Source organism: Janthinobacterium sp. PSPC3-1 (assembly GCF_049896105.1).
In the GTDB taxonomy this organism is placed as follows: Bacteria; Pseudomonadota; Gammaproteobacteria; order Burkholderiales; family Burkholderiaceae_D; genus Janthinobacterium.
The window spans coordinates 40,159-64,123 of record NZ_JAFCTQ010000024.1; the positions used below are offsets into that span (position 1 = coordinate 40,159).

At 66.2% G+C, this 23,965-nt stretch carries 23 protein-coding genes; 4 read left to right on the top strand and 19 right to left on the bottom strand.

Features of this window, described 5'->3' with window-relative positions:
• Positions 1 to 101: 101 nt before the first annotated feature.
• Positions 102 to 1,229 (top strand): Gfo/Idh/MocA family protein, encoded by a 1,128-nt coding sequence (locus ACP7B7_RS21740; RefSeq protein ID WP_426078045.1) that lies wholly within the window; start codon positions 102 to 104, stop codon positions 1,227 to 1,229.
• Positions 1,226 to 2,410 carry an MFS transporter gene (locus ACP7B7_RS21745; RefSeq protein ID WP_426078046.1) on the top strand — a complete coding sequence of 395 codons (1,185 nt, stop codon included), beginning with the start codon at positions 1,226 to 1,228 and terminating at the stop codon, positions 2,408 to 2,410. The genes ACP7B7_RS21740 and ACP7B7_RS21745 overlap by 4 nt, the downstream gene beginning before the upstream one ends.
• Here ACP7B7_RS21745 and ACP7B7_RS21750 read toward each other — a convergent pair.
• The 19 genes from ACP7B7_RS21750 to ACP7B7_RS21840 form a co-directional block, all read right to left on the bottom strand.
• Positions 2,407 to 3,855, bottom strand: a complete 1,449-nt coding sequence (locus ACP7B7_RS21750; protein WP_426078047.1) for an MFS transporter — start codon at positions 3,853 to 3,855, stop codon at positions 2,407 to 2,409. The two genes, ACP7B7_RS21745 and ACP7B7_RS21750, sit on opposite strands and share 4 nt — an antisense overlap.
• A gap of 157 nt (positions 3,856 to 4,012) precedes the next feature.
• On the bottom strand, positions 4,013 to 4,930 hold the full coding sequence (locus ACP7B7_RS21755) for a metal ABC transporter substrate-binding protein (protein WP_308921464.1): 918 nt from the start codon (positions 4,928 to 4,930) through the stop codon (positions 4,013 to 4,015).
• A 22-nt stretch (positions 4,931 to 4,952) separates the two neighbouring features.
• Positions 4,953 to 5,810: a metal ABC transporter permease gene (locus tag ACP7B7_RS21760; protein ID WP_308921465.1), complete on the bottom strand. Its 858-nt coding sequence runs from the start codon at positions 5,808 to 5,810 to the stop codon at positions 4,953 to 4,955.
• Entirely contained in the window at positions 5,800 to 6,510 is a 711-nt protein-coding gene (locus ACP7B7_RS21765; RefSeq protein WP_308921466.1) for a metal ABC transporter ATP-binding protein, read from the bottom strand. The genes ACP7B7_RS21760 and ACP7B7_RS21765 overlap by 11 nt, the downstream gene beginning before the upstream one ends.
• A 79-nt stretch (positions 6,511 to 6,589) precedes the next feature.
• Positions 6,590 to 7,504, bottom strand: a complete 915-nt coding sequence (gene folE2, locus ACP7B7_RS21770; protein WP_426078048.1) for a GTP cyclohydrolase FolE2 — start codon at positions 7,502 to 7,504, stop codon at positions 6,590 to 6,592.
• Positions 7,505 to 7,613: 109 nt separating this feature from the next.
• Entirely contained in the window at positions 7,614 to 8,534 is a 921-nt protein-coding gene (locus ACP7B7_RS21775; RefSeq protein WP_426078049.1) for an NAD(P)/FAD-dependent oxidoreductase, read from the bottom strand.
• Positions 8,521 to 8,973, bottom strand: a complete 453-nt coding sequence (locus ACP7B7_RS21780; RefSeq protein ID WP_308921469.1) for an Rrf2 family transcriptional regulator — start codon at positions 8,971 to 8,973, stop codon at positions 8,521 to 8,523. Before ACP7B7_RS21780 ends, ACP7B7_RS21775 begins: the two co-directional genes overlap by 14 nt.
• A 50-nt stretch (positions 8,974 to 9,023) precedes the next feature.
• Positions 9,024 to 9,473, bottom strand: a complete 450-nt coding sequence (locus tag ACP7B7_RS21785) for a TlpA family protein disulfide reductase (protein ID WP_426078050.1) — start codon at positions 9,471 to 9,473, stop codon at positions 9,024 to 9,026.
• A complete protein-coding gene (locus tag ACP7B7_RS21790; RefSeq protein WP_426078051.1) occupies positions 9,470 to 9,961 on the bottom strand; it encodes a DUF3299 domain-containing protein in 492 nt (163 codons plus the stop codon). The genes ACP7B7_RS21785 and ACP7B7_RS21790 overlap by 4 nt, the downstream gene beginning before the upstream one ends.
• Positions 9,962 to 9,972: 11 nt before the next feature.
• Entirely contained in the window at positions 9,973 to 11,178 is a 1,206-nt protein-coding gene (locus ACP7B7_RS21795) for an ABC transporter permease (protein WP_426078052.1), read from the bottom strand.
• A complete protein-coding gene (locus tag ACP7B7_RS21800) occupies positions 11,166 to 11,828 on the bottom strand; it encodes an ABC transporter ATP-binding protein (protein WP_426078053.1) in 663 nt (220 codons plus the stop codon). The genes ACP7B7_RS21795 and ACP7B7_RS21800 overlap by 13 nt, the downstream gene beginning before the upstream one ends.
• Before the next feature lie 69 nt (positions 11,829 to 11,897).
• Entirely contained in the window at positions 11,898 to 12,215 is a 318-nt protein-coding gene (locus ACP7B7_RS21805; RefSeq protein WP_426078054.1) for a hypothetical protein, read from the bottom strand.
• A gap of 51 nt (positions 12,216 to 12,266) precedes the next feature.
• Complete coding sequence (locus ACP7B7_RS21810; RefSeq protein ID WP_308921475.1) at positions 12,267 to 13,658, bottom strand: c-type cytochrome; 1,392 nt, start codon at positions 13,656 to 13,658, stop codon at positions 12,267 to 12,269.
• A complete protein-coding gene (locus ACP7B7_RS21815) occupies positions 13,655 to 15,262 on the bottom strand; it encodes a GMC family oxidoreductase (protein WP_308921476.1) in 1,608 nt (535 codons plus the stop codon). The genes ACP7B7_RS21810 and ACP7B7_RS21815 overlap by 4 nt, the downstream gene beginning before the upstream one ends.
• Positions 15,263 to 15,274: 12 nt before the next feature.
• Positions 15,275 to 15,787 (bottom strand): sugar dehydrogenase complex small subunit, encoded by a 513-nt coding sequence (locus ACP7B7_RS21820; RefSeq protein WP_308921477.1) that lies wholly within the window; start codon positions 15,785 to 15,787, stop codon positions 15,275 to 15,277.
• 23 nt (positions 15,788 to 15,810) lie between these two features.
• Entirely contained in the window at positions 15,811 to 16,977 is a 1,167-nt protein-coding gene (locus tag ACP7B7_RS21825) for a porin (protein WP_308921478.1), read from the bottom strand.
• A gap of 294 nt (positions 16,978 to 17,271) precedes the next feature.
• Positions 17,272 to 17,727, bottom strand: a complete 456-nt coding sequence (gene hpaR, locus ACP7B7_RS21830) for a homoprotocatechuate degradation operon regulator HpaR (RefSeq protein WP_308921479.1) — start codon at positions 17,725 to 17,727, stop codon at positions 17,272 to 17,274.
• Between the two features lie 78 nt (positions 17,728 to 17,805).
• Positions 17,806 to 19,611, bottom strand: a complete 1,806-nt coding sequence (locus ACP7B7_RS21835; protein ID WP_426078055.1) for a DUF885 domain-containing protein — start codon at positions 19,609 to 19,611, stop codon at positions 17,806 to 17,808.
• 114 nt (positions 19,612 to 19,725) lie between these two features.
• A complete protein-coding gene (locus tag ACP7B7_RS21840; RefSeq protein ID WP_308921481.1) occupies positions 19,726 to 21,723 on the bottom strand; it encodes a glycoside hydrolase family 3 protein in 1,998 nt (665 codons plus the stop codon).
• A 235-nt stretch (positions 21,724 to 21,958) separates the two neighbouring features.
• On the opposite strand from ACP7B7_RS21840, the gene ACP7B7_RS21845 reads away from it, so the two are divergent.
• Both ACP7B7_RS21845 and ACP7B7_RS21850 read left to right on the top strand, forming a co-directional pair.
• Positions 21,959 to 22,990, top strand: coding sequence for a helix-turn-helix transcriptional regulator (locus tag ACP7B7_RS21845; RefSeq protein WP_308921482.1), 1,032 nt, complete (start codon positions 21,959 to 21,961; stop codon positions 22,988 to 22,990).
• Between the two features lie 120 nt (positions 22,991 to 23,110).
• Complete coding sequence (locus tag ACP7B7_RS21850; RefSeq protein WP_426078056.1) at positions 23,111 to 23,935, top strand: aldo/keto reductase; 825 nt, start codon at positions 23,111 to 23,113, stop codon at positions 23,933 to 23,935.
• Positions 23,936 to 23,965 lie beyond the last annotated feature (30 nt).

The window sequence follows — 23,965 nt, forward strand, 5'->3', positions numbered from 1 at the left end:
TGCCGTGACCAGCAAGCGCACCGCGTTCCCGCCGTGCGCTTGCCGTCGTTAACGCTTTCATCCACATCAGCAACACAGTATCTGTACAGGAAATACCCCCCATGAATGACACCACCCGCAACGCAGCAGCACCGATCCGCGTCGGCATTATCGGCGCCGGCACCTGGGCCGAATATGGCCATATCCCGGCACTCAAGCTGCTGCCGCAATACCGGATTACCGCCGTCTTCAGCCGCAGCGCGGAAAAAGCCGCGCGCGTGGCCGCAAGCCACGGAATCACGCACGCCGTCACGTCGCTGGACGAACTGGTGAACCACCCCGAGGTGGACCTGGTGCTGGTGCTGAACCAGGCGCCGCAGCACGAGGCGGGCATCCGCGCCGCCATCGCGGCCGGCAAGGATGTGTATTGCGAATGGCCGCTCACCACCAGCACCGCCGTCTCGGCCGAACTGGCGCAACTGGCCGAACAGGCAGGCGTGCGCAATATCGTCGGCCTGCAGCGCCGGCTGGCGCCAGGCTACCGCTACGTCAGCGACTTGCTGGCCGATGGCTATATCGGCCAATTGCGCTCGGTGCGCATGCATGTCAGCGTCGAATCGTTCGGCGCGCTGCGCGCCAGCTACCTCGCCTACACCGTCCCGCCTGAAAACTTCTCGGATCTGCTGCCCATTTTCGGCGGCCACTTTCTCGACATCCTGTTTGCGCACTTCGGCTTTCCGCGTCAGTTCAGCGCGCTGACCGCCAACCAGATCAAGCAGGTCGCCATCGCCGGCACTGACGAGCTGATCCCCCACAGCACGCCGGACCAGGTCTTGCTGCACGGCGTGTTCGCCAATGGCGCCGTGCTTTCCGTGCAGCTCGAAGCGGGCAAGCGCAACAACTTCGGCCTGCAGATCGACCTGACCGGCACCGAAGGCGATCTGAAAATCAGCAACAGCACCTGTTTCGGCCCGCCGGTCAACCTGATCGAAGGCGCCCGGGGCGACGCCCAGCCATTGCAGGCGCTGCCGGTGCCAGCCAAGTACGACTGGCTGCCGGCGCATGAGCTGGGCGGCAGCACCGCCGAACTGGCGCATCTGTACGCAGCCCATGCGCGCGACCGGCGCGACGGCACGCAACTGGCGCCGGCTTTCCGCGACGCCGTGAACATGCATGAAGTGATCGACCTTATCCTCGAGTCGGATCGCAGCGGCGCGCGCACGGCTGTGCCAACTGTGAAGACTCCATGACGGACAAAAGCCTCACCAATCCTCCCTTGCCCCTGTCCTCGCTGCTGGCGCTGACGACGGCCAGCTTTATCATTATCCTGACCGAGGTGCTGCCGGCCGGCCTGCTGCCCCAGCTTGCGGCAAGCCTGGACAGCTCGCAAGCCGTGATGGGACAGCTGATCAGCGTGTATGCGCTCGGTTCCGTGCTGGCCGCCATTCCGCTCGCGGCAGCAACCCAGGGCGTCGGCCGCCGCACCTTGCTGCTGACCGCCATCGGCGGCTTCACCATCGTCAATACCGTCACGGCGCTGTCGACCAGCCTGCCGCTGATTTTCGTGGCGCGCTTCCTTGGCGGCGTGGCGGCGGGCCTGGCGTGGGCCATGATGGTCGGCTATGCGGCGCGCATGGTGCCCGCCGCGCAGAAAGGCAAGGCGATCGCCATCGCCATGGCCGGCACGCCGCTGGCGCTGACGGTCGGCATCCCGGCCGGCACCTTTATCGGCAACCTGGTGGGCTGGCGCCTGACCTTCGGCTTGCTGAGCATCGTGGCAGGCTTGCTGATGGCCTGGATCATGTTCAGGCTGCCGGCCTGTCCTGCGGAACCGGCAGCGCGGCGCCAGCGCATCGCCTCGGTGTTCGTCATGCCGGGCGTGCGCCCCATCATGGGCGCCATGCTGCTGTATGTGCTGGCCCACAATATCCTGTACACCTATATTGCGCCGCTGGCGACGCTGGCAAAGCTGGCGCCGCGCATCGATTTCCTGCTGATGCTGTTCGGCGGCACGGCGCTGGCAGGCCTGCTGCTGGTCGGCGCGCTGATCGACCGCTGGCTGCGGCAACTGGTGATCGCCAGCATGGCGCTGTTCCTGGCGGCCTGCGTGCTGCTGGCGGTGTTGCCGGAATCGGCGCCGGCCGCCTGCCTGGCGGTCGGCGTGTGGGGCCTGGCCTTCGGTGGCGCGGCCACCCTGTTCGTCACCTCGCTGGCCAACGCCGCCGGACCCGGCCAGGACGTGGCGCAATCGATGATGACCACGGTCTGGAACCTGGCCATCTTTGCCGGCGGCCTGGCCGGCGGCACGCTGCTGCAGCAGTTCGGGCCGCATTCGTTTTCGTTTGCGGCCACCGCCATCCTGCTGGCGGCGCTGCTGATCGTCTGGAACACGCGGCAGCGCCATTACTGGACCAACGCCAGCTCCAGCTAAGGCTGGCGGGCCGGCGCCTTGTTCGACAAATGGTCGCCGGAACCGGCTTGCAAGCGCCAGGTATCGATCAGCCCCAGCAGGCTGACCAGCGCCACCAGCACGAAGGCGAGGCGGAACTCGGCGGCCGGCATCTGGCCGATGCCGGCCGTCTGCGCCAGCCAGTGGCCGAGCCGCACACCGAGCGCGCCCAGCGCCACGCCCAGGCCCATGGCGACCTGAAAGGCGGTGCTGAACAGGGTATTGGCGGCGGCCATGCGCGCCTGCGCCATGTCGGCAAAGGCGATGGTGTTATAGGCCGTGAACTGCATCGAGCGCGTCAGGCCGCCGATAAACAGGACCATGGCGATCAGCCAGATGGGGGTCGCGGGCGTCAGAAAGGCGCAGGCCAGCAAGGACAGCACATTGATGGCGCCATTGACCAGCAGCACCGGCTTGAAGCCGAAGCGGCGCAGGATGCCGGTGGTGGCCGGTTTCATCATCAAATTCCCCGCAAACACCGCGATCACCAGCATGCCCGAATGAAAAGCGTTCAGGCCGAAGCCGACCTGGAACAACAGCGGCAGCAAAAACGGCACGGCGCCGATCGCCATGCGGAACAGCGAGCCACCGTAGATGGCGACGGCAAAGGTGGGCGTACCCAGCGTACGCAAGTCGATCAGCGGATGTTCGGCCTGGCGCAGATGGCGCACGGCCAGATAGCCCAGCAGCGCGCCGAGCGCAAAGAACAGGCCCGCCTCGCTCCAGGGCGCATCGGGCCGGCTCAGTTCTTCGGCGGCCCAGGTCAGGGACAGCAGCGCGCCGCCCGCATACAAAAAGCCCGTGAGGTCGAAAGGCTTGCGCTCGGTCGCCTGGTGATCGGGAATCAGCCGCCAGGCGAAGAACAGCGCCAGCAGGCCCAATGGCAGATTGAGATAAAAAATCCAGCGCCAGGAACTGTAGCTGGTAATGAAACCGCCCAGCGGCGGCCCCAGCACGGGCGCCACCAGCGCCGGCCAGGTCAGGGTGGCGATCACGGAAATGAGCTTGTCCTTGGGCGTGCTTTTCAGCACCACCAGGCGCCCGACCGGCACCATCATGGCGCCGCCCACGCCTTGCAGCGCGCGCAGCAGCACGAATTCCAGCAGGCCGTCGGCCATGCCGCACAACACCGAGGCCAGTGTAAACAGCGCCAGCGCGGCCGCGAACACCTTGCGGGCGCCAAAGCGGTCGGCCACCCAGCCGCTGATGGGAATGAACACGCCCAGGGTCAGCAGATAGGCGCTGACGCCGATATTGAGGTCCAGCGGCGCCACGCCGAATGACTGGGCGATGTCGGGCACGGCGGTGGTGATCACGGTGCCGTCGAGGTTTTCCATGAAAAAAGCGCCGGCCACCAGCAGCGCGATCCAGCGCGCCTTGCGTGCATCGGCGGATTGATTGGCCGGTGCGGCCGCTTGAGCATTCATGGGGATTCCTGAAAAGTCCAGGCACCATTATCGCCTAAGAATAACTAACAAATCGTAGCGAGCGGCAGTGAGTTGTGGCCGAGACGCGGAGCTGTGCGAATGCACAGTGAGCATCGGAGGCCGCAAATCGCGACGCGCAGTAGGTTAGTTAGGTGTTCTAGCGCGGATTGCCTTGCATGCCGCGTGCCAGCTGGTCGACGTTGTAGCGCATCAGCGCCAGATAAGTCGGCGCCGGGCCGCGCGGCGCGGACAAGGCGTCCGAATACAGCTTGCCGCCCACCGTCACGCCGGCCTCGCCCGCCAGCTGGCGCAGCAGGCGCGCGTTGTGCAGGTTTTCGGCAAACACGGCCGCCGTGCCGTCGGCGCGCATGCGCCGCACCAGCTCGCCCATGGCGCGGGCGCTCGGTTCGCTTTCGGTCGACAGCGTCTGCAGCGCCGACAGGCGCAGGCCATAGCGCGCGGCCAGGTAATCAAACGCCGCGTGCGCGGTGACGGCGCGCCGCCGGCTGACGGGAATGCGCGCGAAGCGCGCGCCGGCCCAGGCGTCCAGTTCGCGCAGCACCACCTGATAACTTGCCGCATTGGCGCGGTACGTCGCCGCGCCTTTCGGGTCGACGCGCGCCAGGGCGGCGGCGATATTGGCGACATACAGCATCACGTTTTGCGGGTCCTGCCAGGCGTGCGGATCGAGGTGGCCGTGCTCGTGGCCCTGCGCATGTTCACCTTGATGCTCATGGCCGCGCGGCCTGACACCGGTGGACGCCACCACCACTTCGCCCTGGTAGCGGGCCGCCTGCAGCAAACGCTGCTGCCAGCCTTCGAAACCGAGGCCGTTGACGACCACCAGCCTGGCGCGCGCGATGCGCACCGCGTCCTTCGGCGTGGGGTCGAACACATGGGCGTCGGCGTCCGGCCCCACCAGGGATGTCACGGCGACGCGTTCGCCGCCCACCACCTTGACCAGGTCGGCCAGGATGCTGAAGCTGGCCACCACCGGCAGTTTTTCGGCGGCAGCGCGCTGCGCAAACAGTGCCAGCACGATGGCCAGCACGGCGCTTTTATTCAGACGAGACATGACTAAACTCCACAGTAGAAAATCAGGTACGGGCGCGGCGCAGCGCGGCCAGGACGCCACGCGGCGACAGCAGCAGCGAGCCGCCATACAGCAATCCGGCGCAGACAATGATCGCGGGGCCGGACGGCAGCGCCGCGTAATAGGAAAGAAGCAGTCCCGCCACGCCGGCCAGCATGGCCTGGCAGGCCGCATGCACCAGCTGCGCCGGCAGGCTGTGGTGCCACAGCCGCGCCGAGATGGCCGGCAGCATCATCAGGCCCACCGCCATCAGGGTGCCCAGGGTCTGGAAGGCAGCCACCAGGTTGACCACCACCAGCATCAGAAACAGCTGCTGGAACCAGGTACGATTGCCCCGCGCGGCCGCCAGGAAAGCGGGATCGAAACTTTCCAGCAGCAGGCCGCGGTACATCAATGCCAGCAGCAGCAAGGTGGCGCTGGCGACACTCGCCACCAGCAGCAGGCCGTCGCGGTCGACGCCCAGCACATTGCCGAACAGGATGTGCAGCAGGTCGATCTGCGAGCCTTGCAGCGAGATTAGCATCACGCCCAGCGCCAGCGCCACCAGGTACAGGGCGGCCAGGCTGGCGTCTTCGGCGATGCGCGTATGGCGGCTGACCAGCGCGGCAGCACCCACCACCAGCATGCCGGCCAGCACGCCGCCGATGCTCAAAGCGGTCAGCGACAGGCCGAAAAACAGGAAGCCCAGCGCCACGCCGGGCAGCACGGCGTGGCTCAGTGCATCGCCCACCAGGCTCAATCGGCGCAGTGTCAGCAGCACGCCGAGCGGCGCCGCGCCCAGCGCCAGCGCGACGACCGCCACGAGCGCGCGGCGCATGAAGGCAAATTCGACAAATGGTCCGGCCAGCAGGTCAAGCATCATCGCGTGCCCGCGCAAGATGGTCCGCGCCCAGCACCCGGGCCGTGTCGCCCCAGGCCACCAGGCGGCGCGCCAGCAGCACCGCCTGCGGAAAATGCGCCCGCACCTGGGCGTGGTCGTGCAGCACGGCCACCACCGTGCGGCCCTGCTCGTGCCAATCGTGGATCAATGACAGCAGCAGCGCGGTGGTGGCCGCATCGATGGCGTTGAACGGTTCGTCGAGCAGCAGCAGTTCGGCGTCCTGCACCATCAGGCGCGCGAACAGCAGGCGCTGGAACTGGCCGGCCGACAGCGCGCCTATGGGGCGGTGCGCCAGCTGCGCCATGCCGACGGCGGCCAGCGCCTGGTCCACGCGCGCCTGGAGCTCGCCGGTCACGCGCGCAAACAGCCCCACGCGCTGCCAGGCGCCCAGCAGCACGCAGTCGCGCGCCAGCATGGGAAAGTCCCGTTCGATCTCGCACTGTTGCGGCAGATAGGCGATGCGCGCGCGTGGCAGGTGCAGTTCCACCGTGCCGCCGGCCAGCGGCACCAGGCCCAGCATGGCTTTGAGCAAGGTGCTCTTGCCGGCGCCATTCGCCCCCACCACCGCGTACAAACCGCCCCGTTCGAACTGCCCGTCGATGCCGCTCAGCGCTTCGGTGCCCTGATAGCGCACCGACAGCTGGCGCACGCTGGCCAGCGCGCTCACGCCAGGGCCCAGCACACAGCCAGCCACAGCACCACGCAGGCGGGCAGCACGGCCAGCATGCGCAGCCAGGCCGGCCAGGAAAACACGCCGCCGCTCATGCGCCGGCCTGGGCCAGCGAGGCAAACGCCACCGCGTCGTGCGCGTGCAGGCTTTCCAGGTGGCGCACCGTCACTTGCGCCGCCAGGTAGTGGCCGTCCAGCGCCAGGCGCAAACGCCGCGCCGCGTCTTCCACATACATCAGGTTGCTGCCATTGAGGCGGGCAAACGCCTGTTCGTCGGCCCGCTTGACGGCTGTCTGCACGGGCGTGGCCAGGGCGGTTTCAATCAGGTCGATCAGGGCCAGCAGGCGCAAGGGCGCATTCGGCGCCAGGCGCACCCTTACCTCGGCCAGGCTGCGCTGGCTGTGCGGCGTGGCCAGGCTGCCGTGTTCCAGCAGCCAGGCCTGCGCATCGACGGGTTTGAGCACCACCTGGCTGCCGAAGCGCTGTTCAAAAGCTTGCGCCAGCAACTGGCGCGACAGCGCCGCCGAACATGGGCAGGTCGAGGAATACGCCACCGTCACGCCGGCATGCAGTTCCAGCACGCCGGCGCGCCAGACGGCATCGATGGTTGCCGGATACGCCTTCCAGCCGGCGAGACTTTCGGTCACCAGCGCGCCGCGCCGGCACAGCAGCTCGAACCGCAGCGCCAGGCGCGCGCCGGTGGCGCCGCAATCGGCATGGCTGGCCACCACGCTGTGCAATAGCGAGGAAAGTCCCGCGCCGTCCACGCCTGTCTTTCCCGCCCAGGCGTCGAGCAGCAGATACAGGCGCGACATATGGATGCCCTTGACATGTGGCGACGGCAGGTCGACATGGAGATCGGCGCGCGCCGCGATCAGGCCGGCGCCGGCGGCGCCCTCTTCCTCGATCAGCACAGGCAGGGCGATGTCCTGCATGCCGACCCAGTCGAGCGGCGCCAGCGCGGCGGGAGTGTGGTGCAATGCCACATCAGGCAAACGGTCGTTCATGGCATCCTTGAGCTCATTATTAATGCAAGTCAATTGCATTTTATGATTTTAAGGCATCCTGGCCGGAACGGCAATCAAACCCCGGCAAACCGTAGGGTCAAGCGCGCTGTCAGGCCGCTGGCGCCAGCCCGAACATCAGCGAGCGGTGCGCCGCCACGCCGGCCATGGCGCCGTCGGCCACGGCAAACGCCACATTGCCGGCCGCGCGGCCCGCGTCGCCGCAGCAGAACACGCTGGCCACGCTGGTGGACTTCATCTCGTCGGTGCGCACCACGGGGCCCATCGGCCCCTCATCGATCGCGCAGCCCAGCTGTTCGGCCAGCGGGCCGGCCTGCCGCGTGCGGGGCGCCACGAACAGGCCGGCCATGGCGTGCGTGCCGCCATCGGCCAGCACTACCTCGGCCACGCCGTCGATACGTGCGATCGGCGTGCGCTCGACCTTGCTGCCGCGCCGCGCCAGTTCGGCCAACTGCGCCGCATCGGGCTCGAACGCGCCATTGAGGAAAAACGTCACCGTGCCCCAGTCGGGCAGCATCAGCGCGTGGTGCATCGACAGCGGCCCGGTGGCGATCACGCCGATGCGGCCCTGGCCGAGTTCATAACCATGGCAATACGGGCAGTGAAACACGCTGGCGCCCCAGCGTTCACGCAAGCCCTCGACGGGCGGCAGTTCGTCGACCACGCCGCTGGCCAGCACCAGGCGCAGGGCCTGCACGGTGCTGCCGTCGTCGAGCGTCACTGCGTATCCGTCAGCCGTTTGCGCGGCCTGCAGCGCCCTGCCCTCGCGCCAGCTGACCGTCGGGTAAGCGAGCACCTGGCGCTTGCCGTCGGCGGCGATCTCGCTGGGCGCGCGGCCGTCCTGCGTCAGAAAACCGTGCGAGTGGCTGGCGTAGCGGTTGCGGCGCTGGCCGGCGTCGATCACCAGCACGCGGCGGCGCGCGCGGCCCAGTTGCATGGCGCAGGACAGGCCCGCGTAGCTGCCGCCGATGATGACGACGTCATACGGTGCTTGAATGTCAGATGGTTTCATGTGCTGGTCTCCGGTGGTTGGCGTGCAGTTGGCTGAAACGCGCGGACAGGTCGGCCAGGCTGACTTCGCCGAGACGCGCGATCAGCAGGGCTTCGGCTTCATCGAAGGCGGTCGCCAGCGACTGGTTGACGGCCTGTTCGACCAGGCAGCCCGGCTGCTCGACACGGTTGCCCATGGCGAACACGGTGGGTGCGCCGACGGCGTCGTAGATATCGCGCAAGGTGACTTGCGCCAGGTCGCAGCTGATGGTCCAGCCGCCGCCATGGCCCTTGGTCGACGCCACGTAGCCGCGCTCGCGCAGTCCCGCCATCACGCGCCGCACCAGCACCGGGTTGGTGCCGAGGCAAGTGGCCATCTCGTCGGACGTCATCGGGCGTCCCGCATGCGCCATATGCAATAGCACATGCAATATCGATGAAAGTTTGCTGTCTGGTTTCATGTAACTAATGATATTACATAAAATCCTTTAATGCAAACCACTTGCAAATATCAGGGAGAGGCGCAGGCCTGCGCCGCCTTTGCCAGCCACCGCGCATCGACGGCGCCCAGGCGCGTGGTGCATACCTGGTGCGCGCGATTGAGCACCACCGTATAGGGCAAGGCGCCCAACGGGTTGCCGAACCGGCGCAGCAGATCCTGGCGGCCCGGCGCCGCCAGTTGCAGATACGCCGTGCCCGCCCTGTGCGCAAACGGCGCCGCCCGCCTCCCCTCGTCGATGGCGATGCCGACAAAGCGCAAGCCGGGCAAGCGCCGCGACTGCGCTTGCAGCAGCGGCAGCTCGCGCACGCAAGGCAGGCAGTCGCTGGACCAGAAGTTGAACAGGACGGGACCGGCCAAGGCGGCCAGGGTCACGCCGCGGCTGGCGTCGAGCGTGGGCAGCTTGAAGTCAAGCTTGGGCTGTGCCACCGCCAGCGCCGCCGCCAGCAATAGCGCGCTCACTGCTCCACCAGGCTGGCGTCATTGATGCGGTAGTACAAACCCATCGAGTCGCTTTTCATCACCGTCATCTTGCCGCTCATGACCATCGGCGCGTACGTGAATTTGACCGGTGTCTTGCTGTTGATTTCGACCACCCCTTCCGGCCCGGCGGGCAGGCAGAACGGGCAGCTGGCCGAGGTCACCGTCAGCAGGAAATGCTTCTGCTTCTGCCCCGGCTGCAAGGGCATCATGAAGCCCTGTACCTTGACTTCCGTCTGGTCCAGCGCGCTGATTTCCTCCGTATATTTCGGCACCATGCGCCCGCCCTTGGCTTTCACGGTGGTGGCCTTCGACAGCAGGCTCCAGGGCAGCACGCCGGGAATATCCTCGAGCGGCGCAAAGAACGACGGTGGATGGTCGGCGGTGGCCGGCGTGGTGACCTTGGCGGCTTGCGCGGCGGTGTGGACAGCGCCAGCGGCAAGCAGCAAAACAAGCAGCAGTGATTTCATGATGTCTCCAATCAGGAATGCGCCAGGGTGGCGGCGATATCGGTGCGGTAGGCGCGCACGGCGGGCAAGATTGACGCGGCCAGGCCGACCAGCAAGGCGGCCGGCAGCAGCCACGCTTCCTGCGGGTCGATAGTCCAGGCCGACAGCGCCAGGTTCTGCTGGCCTTCCATCAACGCGCCCAGCAGGCCCACCCCAAAGTGGCCCAGCAGCCAGCCCAGCATGGCGCCGCCCAGCGCCAGCGCCAGGCCCTGGGTCAGCAACAACAGCAAAAGTTTACGCGGCGGCGCGCCCAGCGCGCGCAGGATCGCCAGGTCCGTCTTGCGCTCTTCCAGCGCGTGGTACAGCGCGACAAACATCGACAGCGCGGCCACCGCCAGCACGATGGCGGCGATCGCGCGCAGCACGTCGGCGCCCACGCCCACCAGCTCGAACAATTTGGCCGATTCCAGCGCCGGCTGCGCCGCCTGCAAGCGCGTCTGGCCATTGACCCAGCGCGGCAGGCTGATGGCGGCCAGCGGCGAGGTGTAACGCACCAGCAGCGCCGTGACTTCATGCTCCGCCTCATTCACGTGCGCATGCGGTTCGTCCGGGTCGGTCTCGTGCACGCGCCACACCGATGCCACCGGCGTGACGATCAACCGGTCCAGCACCGTGCCGGTCGGCTGCAGGATGCCGACCACCGTGTACGGCGCATGGGCATGCACTTCGCCGCCGGCCACCAGGCCGTGCGAACCGGCAAAGCGGGCGCCCAGGGCAATCCCCGTGCGCCGTGCCACTTCCGCGCCCAGCACCACCTGCATGCTGCCGCCGAACGGCACGCCGCTGGCGGCCTGGCCGCCGTAGTGGCGGATATAGTCGGCGGTGCTGCCGACGATGCGGTAGCCCTGGTAGCTGTCGCCGAGCGCCAGCGGGATCGCCTCGGCCACCAGCGGATTGGCCGCCAGTTCCGCCTGCGCGGCAGCCGGGATATTGCCGGTCGGGATATCGATATGGTAGATCGACGACAGGATCAGCTGCAGCGGCGAACCCTTGGCGCCCACCACCATGTCGATGCCGTTGGCGTCCTTCATGGCGCCGTCTTCCAGCTGGCTGGAGGCGGACAGAATAAACGTCATCATCGCCACGCCGATCGCCATCAGCAGCAGGTTCAGGCACGTGGCCAGCGGCTTGTGGCGCAGCGCGGCCAGCGCCATGGTCACGGCGTTCAGGCGGCGCATGGCAACTCCCCGCGCGCCGGCAGGCGCAGGACGGCGGCGCCGGGCAAGGCGGCAATCAGGCGCGCATCGTGACTGGCGATCAGCAGCGATGCGTTGGCGTCCCTGGCCTGGCGCGCCAGCAAGGCGGCCACCTGGGCGCAGGCCGCATCGTCAAGGTTGGCCGTCGGTTCGTCGGCCAGCAGCAAGCGCGGTTGGGTGAACATGGCGCGGGCGATCGCCACGCGCTGGCGCTGGCCGCCACTCAACTGGTGCGGCATGGCGTGCGCCTTGTCGGCCAAGCCGAGGCCCGCCAGCAGCGCCTGGGCGCGCTCGACGTCGGCAGGCAAGCCGCAGGCATAGGCCGGCAGCAGCACGTTGTCGCGCACGGACAAGCTGGCGACCAGCGCCAGCTGCTGCGGCAGCAGGCCGACATGGCGGCCGCGCCAGGCATCGGCTTCGCGTGGCGCCAGGGCCGCGAGATCGACGCCGTCGATATCGATGCGCCCCGCCTGCGGGCTCAGGATGGCGCCCAGCAGATGCAGCAGGGTCGATTTGCCGGAGCCGGATGGCCCCAGCAGCAGCGCGTGTTGGCCGCGCGCCAGTTCAAAAAAGGGGACGGAAAGTACGGTCACACCGCCGTAGCGGTGCTCCAGTTGGGAGATGGTCAGCAAAATGGTCTCGATCAGCAATGACAACAAGGCCGCAGCGGCGGCTTGCGCCCTGCGGTCGTGGTAGCGGTATCAGGGGAAGGAGACCGGGCCGGGCGGCCCATGCGCATGCGGAATCAGAAAGCTGCGCGGCACCGTGCTGGCTGGCTGCACCGCGGGAGAAAGAAGATGGCTGCCGGCCAGGCGCACTACCACCAGCGCCGGTGGCGTCAAGGCCTGGTCGGCCGGCGTTACGCTGCCGGCAAAGCAGCTGGCGCAGTCAAGCGGGTGGCTGTCGAGCGCGTGATGGTGCCGGGCCAGGCCGAACAGCTGCAGCGCCAGCATGGCCATTACCAGCCATGCCAGCCAACGCTTGTACCAGGAACCGTTTGCAACCATAAGACCAGGCATGCCCAAAAACGCAATTGATTTGCGTATACTAGCATGCCCGGCGGGCTCGCTTCAGTCCTGCTTGCGCCCGCGCCACCACAGGAACAGCAGCAACAGCGCCAGCAGGCCGACGATCATGCCGCCACGCGCCAGACCAATCAGGTTCGAGGGCGCGCCGCCACGGCGCAAGGTCGTCACCTGTTCCAGCGTGACCTTGCCGGCCGGGTTGCCATACCTGGCCTGGATGTAATTGCCCAAGGTGACGATCTGTTCGTCGGACAGGGTCTGGCGAAACGCCGGCATCAGATGATTGCTGCCGCCGTCCTGCCGTTCCACGCCATCGAGCATCGTCATCACCAGGTTGCTGGTGTTGGTGCGTCCCGTCGCCGAGTTATGGAACAACGGCGGCAGGCTGCCGTCGAAACTGCCCTCGCCTTTCGCCTGGTGGCAGCTGGCGCAGTGAGCGTCGTAGAGCTGGGCGCCGGACATGCGGTTCAGGTCCTTCGGCAGCGCCACGCCACGGATGCTGGCCAGGTCGTCGGCCGGCGCGCCCCGCTGCGTCACCGGTTTCGTATCGGCCTTGTCATGCAGCGCCGGCACGCTTTGCAGGTACACCGCCACCGCGTTCAGGTCCGCATCGCTCAAGTGCTTCAGGCTATGGTCGATCGCTTCGGCCATCGGCCCGGCCGCCTGGCCACGGTGGGCGGCGCGGCCCGTGCGGAGGTAGTCGACCAGCTCCTGCTGGCGCCAGCCGCCGATGCCGCTGTTCACGTCCGAGGTGATGTTGGGCGCATGCCAGGTGCCCAGGTCGGCCCCGCCCAGTTCTTTCGACAGCTGCTCTGCCATCAGCAGGTTGCGCGGCGTATGGCAGGTGCTGCAGTGGGCCAGGCCCTGCGCCAGGTAGGCGCCGCGGTTCCATTCGGCGCTTTTCGCCGGGTCGGGCTCGAACGGCGTCTTGTCGAGGAACAGCAGGTTCCAGCCAGCCATCGACAGGCGTATATTGAACGGAAACGGCAGCTCGGTGGTTTTCGCGGGGGCGGCATCGACTGGCGCCACGCCATGCATGAAGTAATCGTACAGGGCCGCCGTATCGGCATCGCTCACCTTGGCGTAGGCAGTATACGGCATGGCCGGATACAGGTGGGCGCCATCGGCTCGCACGCCGTGGCGCACGGCGGCGGAGAACTGCGCCAGCGTGTAGTTGCCAATGCCATGCGTTTTTGAAGGCGTGATATTGGTGGCGATAATGGGGCCCAGCGGCGTGGCCAGCGCCAGGCCGCCGGCCATCGCCTTGCCACCCGGTACGCTATGGCAGGCGATGCAGTCGCCGGCCGTGGCCAGATAGCGTCCGCGCTCCACGCTGGCCGCATCGGGTGTCACGGCGGCCATGCCGGAGGCGCTGGCGCAGGCCAGCAGCAGGCCAGCCAATCGCTGGCTCAGGTGCCTTTTCAGGTGCGCCATCATGCGGCCACTCCCTGTTCGTCAAGGATATGCTGGACGGTGCGCAGCGCCACGGCCAGGCCATTTTCCGTCGAATTGCAGGTGCCGGACGTCGGCAGCACGCCGGTGCTGCACAGGAACAGGTTGGCGTGGTCGTAAGTACGGCCCCACTGGTCGCACACGGCCCTGGCCGGATCGGAACCCATCGACAGGGTGCCGCAGATATGCTGGTTGTTGGAAAATACCCCCTCCTTGCTGTGGCGCAGATTGCTGCCGCCCATCAGCTTGGCGATGCGTTCGAAATCCTGCTTCGAGCGTTCGTGGCCGCGCCGCGTGTACTCGTCGATCGCGTAATGCGCCTGCGGTTTCGGGATGCCCATGGCGTCCTTCTCGCTGCCGAGCGCGATGCGGTTGTCGGGATGGGGCAGCACTTCCAGCACGTTTTTCAGGCTCATTTCGCGCGCCGAGCGGTAGCGCAGCTGCTGCTCGAAAGCCTCGCCGAACACGCCCTGGCCGATCAGCTCCTTGGTGGCGCCATCGACCCGCGAAATGTTCGTGAAATCCAGGCGGTATGGCGCATGCTCGCCGCGGAAGTCGCCGTCGCGCATGGTGTTGATCGAGTTGGGGCTTTGCGGGCCACGGCCCAGCCACAGGTCTTCGTCGGCGTCAAACGTGATCGAGGTGCTCGGATGGTCCATCAGGTTGCGGCCCACCATGTCGCTGCTGTTGGCCAGGCCGTTCGGATACTTGTCCGACGCCGACACCAGCAGCAGGCGCGGGCTTTCGATGCCGTTGGCGGCCAGGATGAAGGTCCTGGCGGTGACGCGGTGGCTCTGCTTGTCGACGTCGTAGTACAGCGCGGCCGTGATGCGGCCCTGGGCGTCGTGCTCCAGCTTGTAGACATTCGCATTGCACAGTATCTTGACGCCGGCCGCTTCTGCCTGCAAGGCGGCGATGCCGCCATGGTATTGCGCGTCGATCGGGCAGATCGGCTGGCAGCTGTTATTGCCGCAGCAAGCGGGGCGGCCGGCGTAGCTGACGCTGTTGCGCGCCACCGTATTGCCGACCACCTTGAAGGCGGGATCCAGGCGTTCGCGGATGCGGCGCATCGCGTACGGTTCCGTCACGGGCGCCATCGGGAAGGCCTGCTTGCGTGGCGACCCCGTATTGTCGGCGCCGGACACGCCCATGATCTCCTCTGCCTCCTGGTAGAACGGCTCCAGGTCTGCATAGCTGATCGGCCAGTCCACGCCCACGCCATACAAGGTATGGATGCGGAAGTCGTTCGGCACATTGCGCCAGGCTTGCGCGGCCCAGTGCCACGAGGTGCCGCCGAACTGGCGGATATATTCGGCCGGGTAAGGATAGGGGCCGGCCTGCATCAGGTAGCCATTGTCCTTCGGCTGGTAGATCGGATGGGGCGCGGTGGCGACCGACGGATACGGCGACATCCAGTCGCTGCGGCGCGTGGTGTTGCGAAAACGGGCGACGATTTCGCCGCGCGACACGCGCGGCCCCGCTTCCAGGATCAGCACCGAGGCGCCGGCCAGCGCGAGCTTGCGCGCGGCCAGCGAGCCGATGATGCCCGAGCCGATCACGAGGTAATCGGCGGTAAGTTGTTCAGCCATGATGGCTCCTTCTTAAATTGGTTTTCTGGCCCAGCTGCCGTAGGCGCCGTAGGAATAGGTGGGAGGCTTCAGCACGTCGGCCACCACGGCCGCGTTCAGCGCCTGCTCGTAGGCGACGCAGACGGCCGCCTCGCCGGTGCCGACAATGCCCAGGTACCAGGCGCTGGCGATCTGGCGCGGCAGGGCCGCCAGCGGTGACGTGGCCGCGTCCAGCGCCTCCTGCAGGCCGGCCGCCTGCAGGCCGTCCGTGTTGATCAGCGCGAGCAAGGCGCGCACCTTGGCGGGAAAGGCGGCGTCCTGCGCCACCAGCGCCTCGTACAGGCGCGTGGCCAGCACCGGATCGAGCGCCTGGCGCCCCACCAGCAGGGCCGAGACGCCCAGAAAGGCGCCCTGCTCCGCATTGGCCACCGGCTCGGCCAGGGCCCAGGGAATCAGGGCGGCGGCCGACGCCGACAAGAGGCCGGCCAGCACCATGCGGCGGCCGGGATTGACAGGGCTGGCGCCCTCCTTGCGATTCGTGTTCATCGATGGCTCCTGTGCGTGCGCACTTAAAAAGCGTGTTTGAGGCCGAGCATCAGCACGGTCTGGCCGCCGTTCGACGACGGCGTGCCGTTCTGCGAGTCGCCGATCGAGGCCACGGCATCGACGATATTGCCGCTGGCGCCCAGGCTCTGACCATGCGCCAGCTGGCGCGCTTCGATCGCGTACAGGGCCGTGCGTTTCGACAGCGCGTAGTTCTGCTCGAACGACAGCTGGCGGTAGCGCGCGCGGTCGCTAATATCGTTGGCATGCGCCGCGCGCGTGTCGCTGTAGCCGGCGGACAGGAACAGCGCGGGGGCGGCCTGGTAACTGGCGATCAGTCCCGCCGTATTGAACACGGCGGTGTCGCGGAAAGTGGAATCGCTGCCGGCCTGGAACTGCACATTGCTGGCATTGGCGCCGACCATGAAATGACCGAAGGTGTAGCGCGCGCTGGCGGCGATAAACTGGATGCTGTCAGCCGATACATACCCCTGGTTGATGGCCGAGACGCCGAAGTTGCCCGAGGCCGTGTCGCTCCAGCCGCCGGCATGGCTGCCGTTTTTCAGTTTCAGGTAGCCGAGCGCGAATTCGGCCGGCGAGGTGCTGTACTTGACGGCGGCGCTGAAGCTGCTGCCGGCGCCATTGCCGTCCTTGGCTTCGCCAAAACCATATTGCGTGCTGGCCTGCAGGCCGCGCCAGACGGGCGAGCTGTAGGTGAGGGAGTTGTTGACGCGCACGGTAGTGTCGAGGCCATCGAAATCGCCCGGATGGGCGCCGGTGGCGCCGGTCAGGATATTGCTCGAGGCGAGTGAGCCGACCAGCAGATAATACGGCGTGTACTGGCGCCCGGCCGTCAGCGTACCGAGGCGGCGCGACTGCAGGCCCACATAAGCCTGGCGGTTGAACAAGGAACCGGCCACGCTTTGCGCGCCCGTATCGGCTTCAAAACCGCTTTCCAGCAGGAACAGCGCCTGCAGATCGCCTCCGAGGTCTTCGGTACCCTGGAAACCGATCTTGCTGGCCGACAGGCTGCCGCTGCGCATATAGGTGTTCGAGTGGCCGCCCTGGTTGCTGGCGTAGGCGGCGGCCTCGTCGACGACACCGTAAATCGTCACATTGCTTTGTGCGCAAACGTTTGCGCACAGTAGCGAGGTGGCGGCCAGCGCGGCAGCGCGCATGCATGGGTTTTTCATTATTTTTCCTGACTATCCTGAGTTGGCGTACGGCGTGCAAGAGGCGCCCGCGTACCGCGTTCAGCCCAGCGAACAGCGCCGTGGCATCGCGTTTTCTTCTTGATCTGGATCAAGTGGACCAAATTATACGCCTTTTCACTAACATGTAAGCAATTGACTGTTGGGCGTAGTCTTGTAGCAAAGCGGGATGGCGCAGGGAATAGTGCCGAGTAATGACACAGCAGAGTACAGGGGTCGTACCCGCCGGGTACGACCCCAGCCTTCATGTTGGGGGAGAAATGATTGCGCGGCGCGCTAAGGAAGAATCGCCGGCGCCACCGGCAGGGTATCGAGCGCGATAAAGGCTTCGAGCGCCAGGCGCATGTCTTCGAACACCTGCTTGCCGTAGGCCGCTTCGAGGTTTTCGTATTGCAGGTCGATCAGCTTGCCCATTTCCATCAGCAAGTCGGCGCCGGCGGGCGACAGATGGACCTTGCGGCGGCGCTGGTCGCCTTCGAACTTGCTGCGCGCCAGCCAGCCCGTCTCTTCCATGCGGGCCAGGATGCCGCTCATGCTGGGACTCGATATCTGGCACAGGTCGCACAGTTCGCGCGGCTCCAGCATGTTGGCCTCGTTCAGCGCGCGCATAATGCGCCACTGCTGTTCCGTCACGCCATAGTGATTGAGGATGGGCCGGAAATGCTGCAGCAGGCTATCGCGCGCCTTGAGCAGCAGCTGCGGCATATTGGGATAGCGGATCGGTAACTGCAAGCTGGACTCCAGAAAAAAGTGATAACGCTGGCAATTATACGGCGCGCACCAGGCGGCGCGCGCCGTCTACCGCTTTGCTTATCCCCTGGCTTTTTGCGCCGGAATGAACTGCTCGCGCACGGCCTTGGCCAGCAGGTCCGGCGGCAGCAGGCCCTGGCCCAGCAGGAAGTTATTGAAGGCGAGGCGGTCGAACTTCGCGCCCAGCGCCAGTTCCGTCTCGGCGCGCAGTTGCAAGATGCGCGTATAGCCATAAAAATAGCTGCCCGCCTGGCCCGGCATGTTGAAGGTATAGCGGTCCAGTTCCTGGCGCGACATCGGCGCCGACAGCATCACCTCGTCGGTCAGGATGCGGCCCGCCTCTTCGCGCGTGACCTGGCCCAGGTTCAGCATCGGGTCGAGCATGGCGCGCGCCGCGCGCAGCATGCGGAACTGCAGCGCGATGAACTGGCCTTCGACCGGCTCGTAGGGAATCATCTCCGCTTCCGCATACAAGGCCCAGCCTTCCACGTTGACGCTGTTGAAGGCATACAGGCTGCGCGCCTGCGACACGCCGCGTTCGACCATGGCGCTGAACTGCAGTTCGTGGCCGGGGCGGCCCTCGTGCGCGCTCAGGGTCCAGGCGGCGCCGGCAAAATTGAAGTCGTCATACGCTTCGCCCTTGCCGCTGGCGGCCGGGTTCCCGACCGGCAGCACGAACTGGCCGTGCTCGCCCGTATTGCCGATCAGCGGAGGCGGACGCATGTGCGGCGCCGGCTGGGCCGCCGATTCGGCCGGCGAGGCCAGGCGCATGGTCATCGCGCGCGCCGGAATATCGACCACACCCTGCTGGCGGATGCGTTTTTCCAGCTCGGTATTGACGCCCTTGTAGTGCGCTTCCAGCTTGTCATTCGCGATCGTCTCGCTTTTCAGCGCGCGCAGCACCTGGCGATAGTCGCTGCCATCGATGCCCTTCAGCTCCAGCCTTGCCGCCACCACGGGCGCCAGCGCCTGCATGGCGGCGCGCGTTTCCAGGTAGGCCACTTCGGCCCGTTCGACCAGGGCGCGCGGTTCGATATCGATGCCGACCTGCTTCAGGCGAAATGCATACTGTTCCGGCGCCATGCGGAAATCCGTGCGCGACAGCGGCAGCACCACTTCGCGCTCCCACGCGGCGTAGTCATTGAGCTGCTTTTCCATCGCCGCCAGCGCCGGTTCGGCGCCCGCGATCTTCATGTCGGCAAACAGCTTGCGGATGCCGGCGATATAGGTCGGCACGTTTTCCAGCGACTGCTCGACCTGCAGCCGCACCGGGCCGGCCAGGCCCGGCTGGCCGATCTTTTCCGTGAAGCGCGCCCTGGCCTGTTCGGTGATCGGCGTGCTGCCCTTGAACTGGCCCGTGTAGCGCTGCAGCCGTTCCAGCGCCTTGGCGCGGCGCGCGGCCGGGCGCTGTTCCTGCAGCAGGCTTTGCATGGAACCGAACACCATCTGCGGCACGTCGATCCATGGCAGGCTGTATTTGTCCTCGATCCGGGCGCCGGCGATTTCCTGGTCCACCGCTTTGATCAGAATTTCCAGGTCCTGGCGGATGCGCTCGTCGCGCTCCAGTTCCAGCTTCAGTTGCAGCTTGCCGCGCGCCTGCTGCAGCACCGCCACCTGGCGTTCGACGATATTCGGCCCCAGGTCTGCCGCCAGCCCATCGTATTGCGGCAGGCCCGTGTCGGACGCGTTTTCCGGCGAAAATTTCGCCTGCGCTTCGAGCACGATGGCGGCATTGCGGTTGCTGGTCTCGACCCAGGCGGCGGAAGCAGCTGGGGCTGCGATGGCGGGAATGGCAACGGTGGTGGAAAAGGCGGCGGCGAGCGCCAGCGCAAACACGGTCTGGCGCAATTTCAGGGATACGGACATCGGGGGTTTCCTTCCTGGCGGTTTCGGCGAACGAAACGGCCAGTATCGGCGAGCGCCGGGGCACTGTCAATCCAGGGGAAGGCAGGCGGGCCGCCCTCCCCTTTCCTTCTTCTATCAGTAGCCCAGCCCGTAACCGAACTTGTACAGCGGCCGCGCCGTGTCATATGGCACGTCGGACTTCTGCACCTGCACTTCGGCCATCGACGATGGCAGCTCGAACGGCAGCTTGCCTTGCGGCTTGGCCTTGCCGGTCAGGACGTCGAACAGCGCGCCGTCGCTGACGCCGAAGTTGCCGATAATGGCGCTGGCCTTGTCCTGCACGTTGCCGAGGATGGCCGGGCGGTCCAGGTAGACGGTCACCACGGTTTTCGGCGCCAGGCGGGCGGCGTTCTTGATCGCCTCGTAGTCGGCGTCGCCGTCGACGAAATTGAGGCGGCCTTCGTGCTGCATGCTGCCGAAGATATAGTTCGGGTGCAGGATTTCATACGGCGCGGCCACGCGCAGCAGGGCCACGTCGGCTTCCTGCGGGGTCGCCACCACGGTGTAGCCGTACTGGCGGGCGACGGCCGCGTCGATGCCGTACAAATATACCTTCTTGACGGTGGTGGCCAGCGGCAGCACCTTGTCCTTGTTTTCCAGCAGCACCAGCGAACGGCGCTGGGCTTCCAGGCCCGCTTCGACGAAGTCGGCCTTGCCCACAGTAGCGGCGGCTTTTGCCGTGTCGACAAACGGATGTTCGAACAGGCCCTGCTTGAATTTCTGCACCAGGATGCGGCGCGCCGAAGCGTTGATGCGCGCCTCCGTCAACTGGCCGCGCTGCACGGCCTGCGTCAGGTAAGGCGCTTCCGTCACGCCGCCAAACTGGTCCATGCCCGCATTGACGGCCTTGACATAGCGCTCGGCCTTGGTGGCGTCTTCCATGCCCCACGGCGTGCCGAAACCGAAGAAGGACGGCGCCACGCCCGGTGGGGTGCCGTTGCGGCAGTTGGCGTCGCAGTCCGAGGTGATGCCCCAGTCGGACAGGATCACGCCTTCGAAGCCGTATTTGCCGCGCAGCAGGTCGGTCAGCATGGTCTTGCTGAAGCCGGCCGCCACCTGTTCCAGCGTGATGCCGTCGATGGTGATATTGCCGTCCGGCAGAGCATACGTCGGCATGACGGAGGCGGCCTTGGCGTTGAACGCGCCTTCGAACGGTTTCACGTGATAGGCGAAGTTATTGCCCGGGTAGGTCATGTAGCGGCCATAGTAATTGTGGCCGTCAAAACCCTCCTTGGTCGCGCCATAGCCGACCCAGTGCTTGACCACGGCCACCACGCTGCCGTCGTGCAGGCCCGTACTGCCATCCTGGAAGCCTTCGATATAGTTCTGCACCATGCGCTTGGCCAGATCCGCGTCTTCGCCGAAGGTGCCGTTGATGCGCGACCAGCGCGGCTCGGTGGCCAGGTCCGCCTGCGGAGACAGCGCCTGCGTGATGCCGACGGCCAGGTATTCCTGGCGCGCGATATCGCCGAAGCGGCGCACCAGGGCATCGTCGCCAATGGCAGCCAGGCCCAGGGTTTCAGGCCACTGCGAAAAGCCGTTGGTCGACGCGCTGGCGCCCACCGTGTACTGGAAATGATGGCGCGGGTCGGTGCTGATCGACACCGGGATGCCGTGGCGCGAAGTTTCGCTCAGGGCCTGCACCTTGTTGTACTGGGTCGCCATATTGGCCGAGTCGCCCGCCATGCGGGTAATGAAGGTGTTGACGTACTGCTTGACGATCAGGTCCTGCAGGGCCGTCAGGTCATAGCCGCTGCCCTGGCCGATGCCGGTCGGGTCCGCCACGGTGGGCGCCGTGCCGTGCATCATCAGGCCGGCTTTTTCCTCGAGCGTCATGCGACCGATCAGGTCGGCGGCGCGCTCCTCGGCCGACAGGCGCCAGTCCTCGTAAGGGTCGATCTTGCCGTTGCGGTTCATGTCCTTGAAGGTATAGCCGTCGACCTTGAGCTGGCTGTAGGTGGTGGTGCCGAACACCGGCTGGGTGTATTCCTCGCTGACGGTGTCGTGATTGCCGCAGGCGGCAAGGGCGAGCGCGGCAAGGCCGCCGGCGACCGCGCGGGTCATCGGTTTCATGGTGCAATTCATGGCTGTCTCCAGTATGTTTTTGTGGTGAGCGGGGCCGCATCGAGGCCGCCCCGGACGCAATATAGCGTGTCATGTCGGCATGTTTTTGACCGCGCAGAACAGTAGTTATACCGGTGAGAACAATTTTCGATATTGACGTGCAGCAATCACCGAATTCCAACAAAAATGCTACCATTTGTGAAAAATTACTACAAACAAGTCCGCAGAGACTGGAGACGAGAAAATGAACAAAACCGACACCCGCACGGTGGCGAACCATATCGCGCGCCAGTGCGCGCTGGCGCTGGAGGCCGATGGCCACGGCCCCGACGATTTCTTCCGCCATACCGGCATCACGCCAGCGCAATTGCAGGAACCGGGCGGGCGCATCGATGCGCAGCGCCACCGCCGCATGGTGGCCTACGCCCAGCAACTGCCGGCACACCGCGGCATGCTCGACATCGCGCCCCAGCACTGGTTTGCCCACTTTCCCGCCGTGGCGCAAGTGTGCTTCAACCGCCCCACCCTGCGCAGCGCGCTGCACGAAATGCTGCACTTGCGCGGCCTGATCGGCGAATTCGATTTCATGCTGATGAGCGAAAATGGCAGCCACGTCGAGATCGAATACCTGTCCGAATTTTGCGCGCTGGGCGGCGCCATGCAGGCGCTGGCCAATTTCAGGATGCTGTCGCTGGTGGTGCGCGCCTATGACGACGGCGCGGCGACCGCGTTTCATACAGGCTTCCAGGGCAAGGCGCCCTGGTTTGCGCACGCCGTCGCCGAATGCTTCGGCGCCAGCGCGCGCTTTGGCCAGGCGCGCAATACCCTGAGCTTCGAGGCGCGCCTGCTCGACGCGCCCTGCGCGCATTTCAACCCGCTGCTGGCGCCGCACGCGCTGGAACAGGCGCAGGCCCAGTTGCACCAGCTGCACAGCGCGCAGCTGTTCTCGGCCCGCGTGGAACAGGCCATCATCGATTTGCTGAGGAAAGGCGGCGGCGAGCTGGCCGACAGCGCCTCGCTGCTGCCATCGCTGTGCGACGGCCTGGCGATGAACAGCTGGACCCTGCGGCGCCAGCTGCAGCAGGAAGACACCTCGTTTCGCGCGCTGGAGCTGCGCGCCAAAAGCCGCGAATCGCGCCGCCTGCTGCGTGAAACCACCCTCAGCGTGGCCGAAATCGGCGACCGCCTGGGCTTTTCCTCGCAAAGCGCGTTCACCCGCTTTTTCAGGACCCAGTTCGAACTGCCGCCGGCGCGCTACCGGCACGAGGCAAGATAGCGCGTCTGAAAACGCATTTGATGGAAGTGACGCCGTGGGCGACGCCGATTCACTGCTACTATCGCCTTATCCCCACCACCGGGCATATCGACAGACTGCCTCTCTTTTCTTTCCCACACAATGACCATGCAAAAACTTATCGAACTGAACGACGGTAACCATATTCCGGCCATCGGGCTCGGTGTCTGGAAAGCGACTCCCGAGCAAGCCGGCGCCGCCGTGGTGGAAGCGCTGGAGGCGGGCTACCGCCATATCGACACCGCGGCAATTTATGAAAACGAAGATGGCGTCGGCACGGGCTTGTCCAGGGCCGGCCTGCCGCGCGAAGACGTCTTCGTGACCACCAAGATCTGGAATGACGCCCAGGGCGTGCACAAGACTGCACAAGCGCTCGATGCGAGCCTGAAACGGCTCAAACTGGACTATGTCGACCTGCTGCTGATACACTGGCCGGTTCCCGGGCAGAACCTGTACGTGGAAACGTGGCAGGCCCTGGCGCAGGCGCGTGAGGCGGGCAAGGTTCGTTCGATCGGCGTATCGAACTTCACGGAAGAACACCTGCAACGGCTGGTCGACGAGACCGGCATCGTGCCGACCATCAACCAGATCGAGTTGCACCCGTTTTTCCAGCAGCACGACTTGCGGGCCGTCCATCAGCGCATGGGAATACGCACGCAAGCCTGGAGTCCGCTCGGCCAAAGCGAGGCGCTGCAGGATACGACCATCGTCGCAATCGCTGCGCGACACAAGCGCACGCCGGCACAAATCGTCCTGCGCTGGCAGCTGCAGCTTGGCAATATCGCGATCCCGAAATCGGTCACGCCGGAGCGCATCCGTTCGAACTTCGACGTCTTCGATTTTGCGCTGGGTGACGATGACATGGCGGCCATCGCAGGCCTGGATCGCGACGGCCGGATGGGCCCCGATCCCCTGCTGTTCCCGTAATCCGCTATTCGGCTCGGTAGGCCAGGTTTC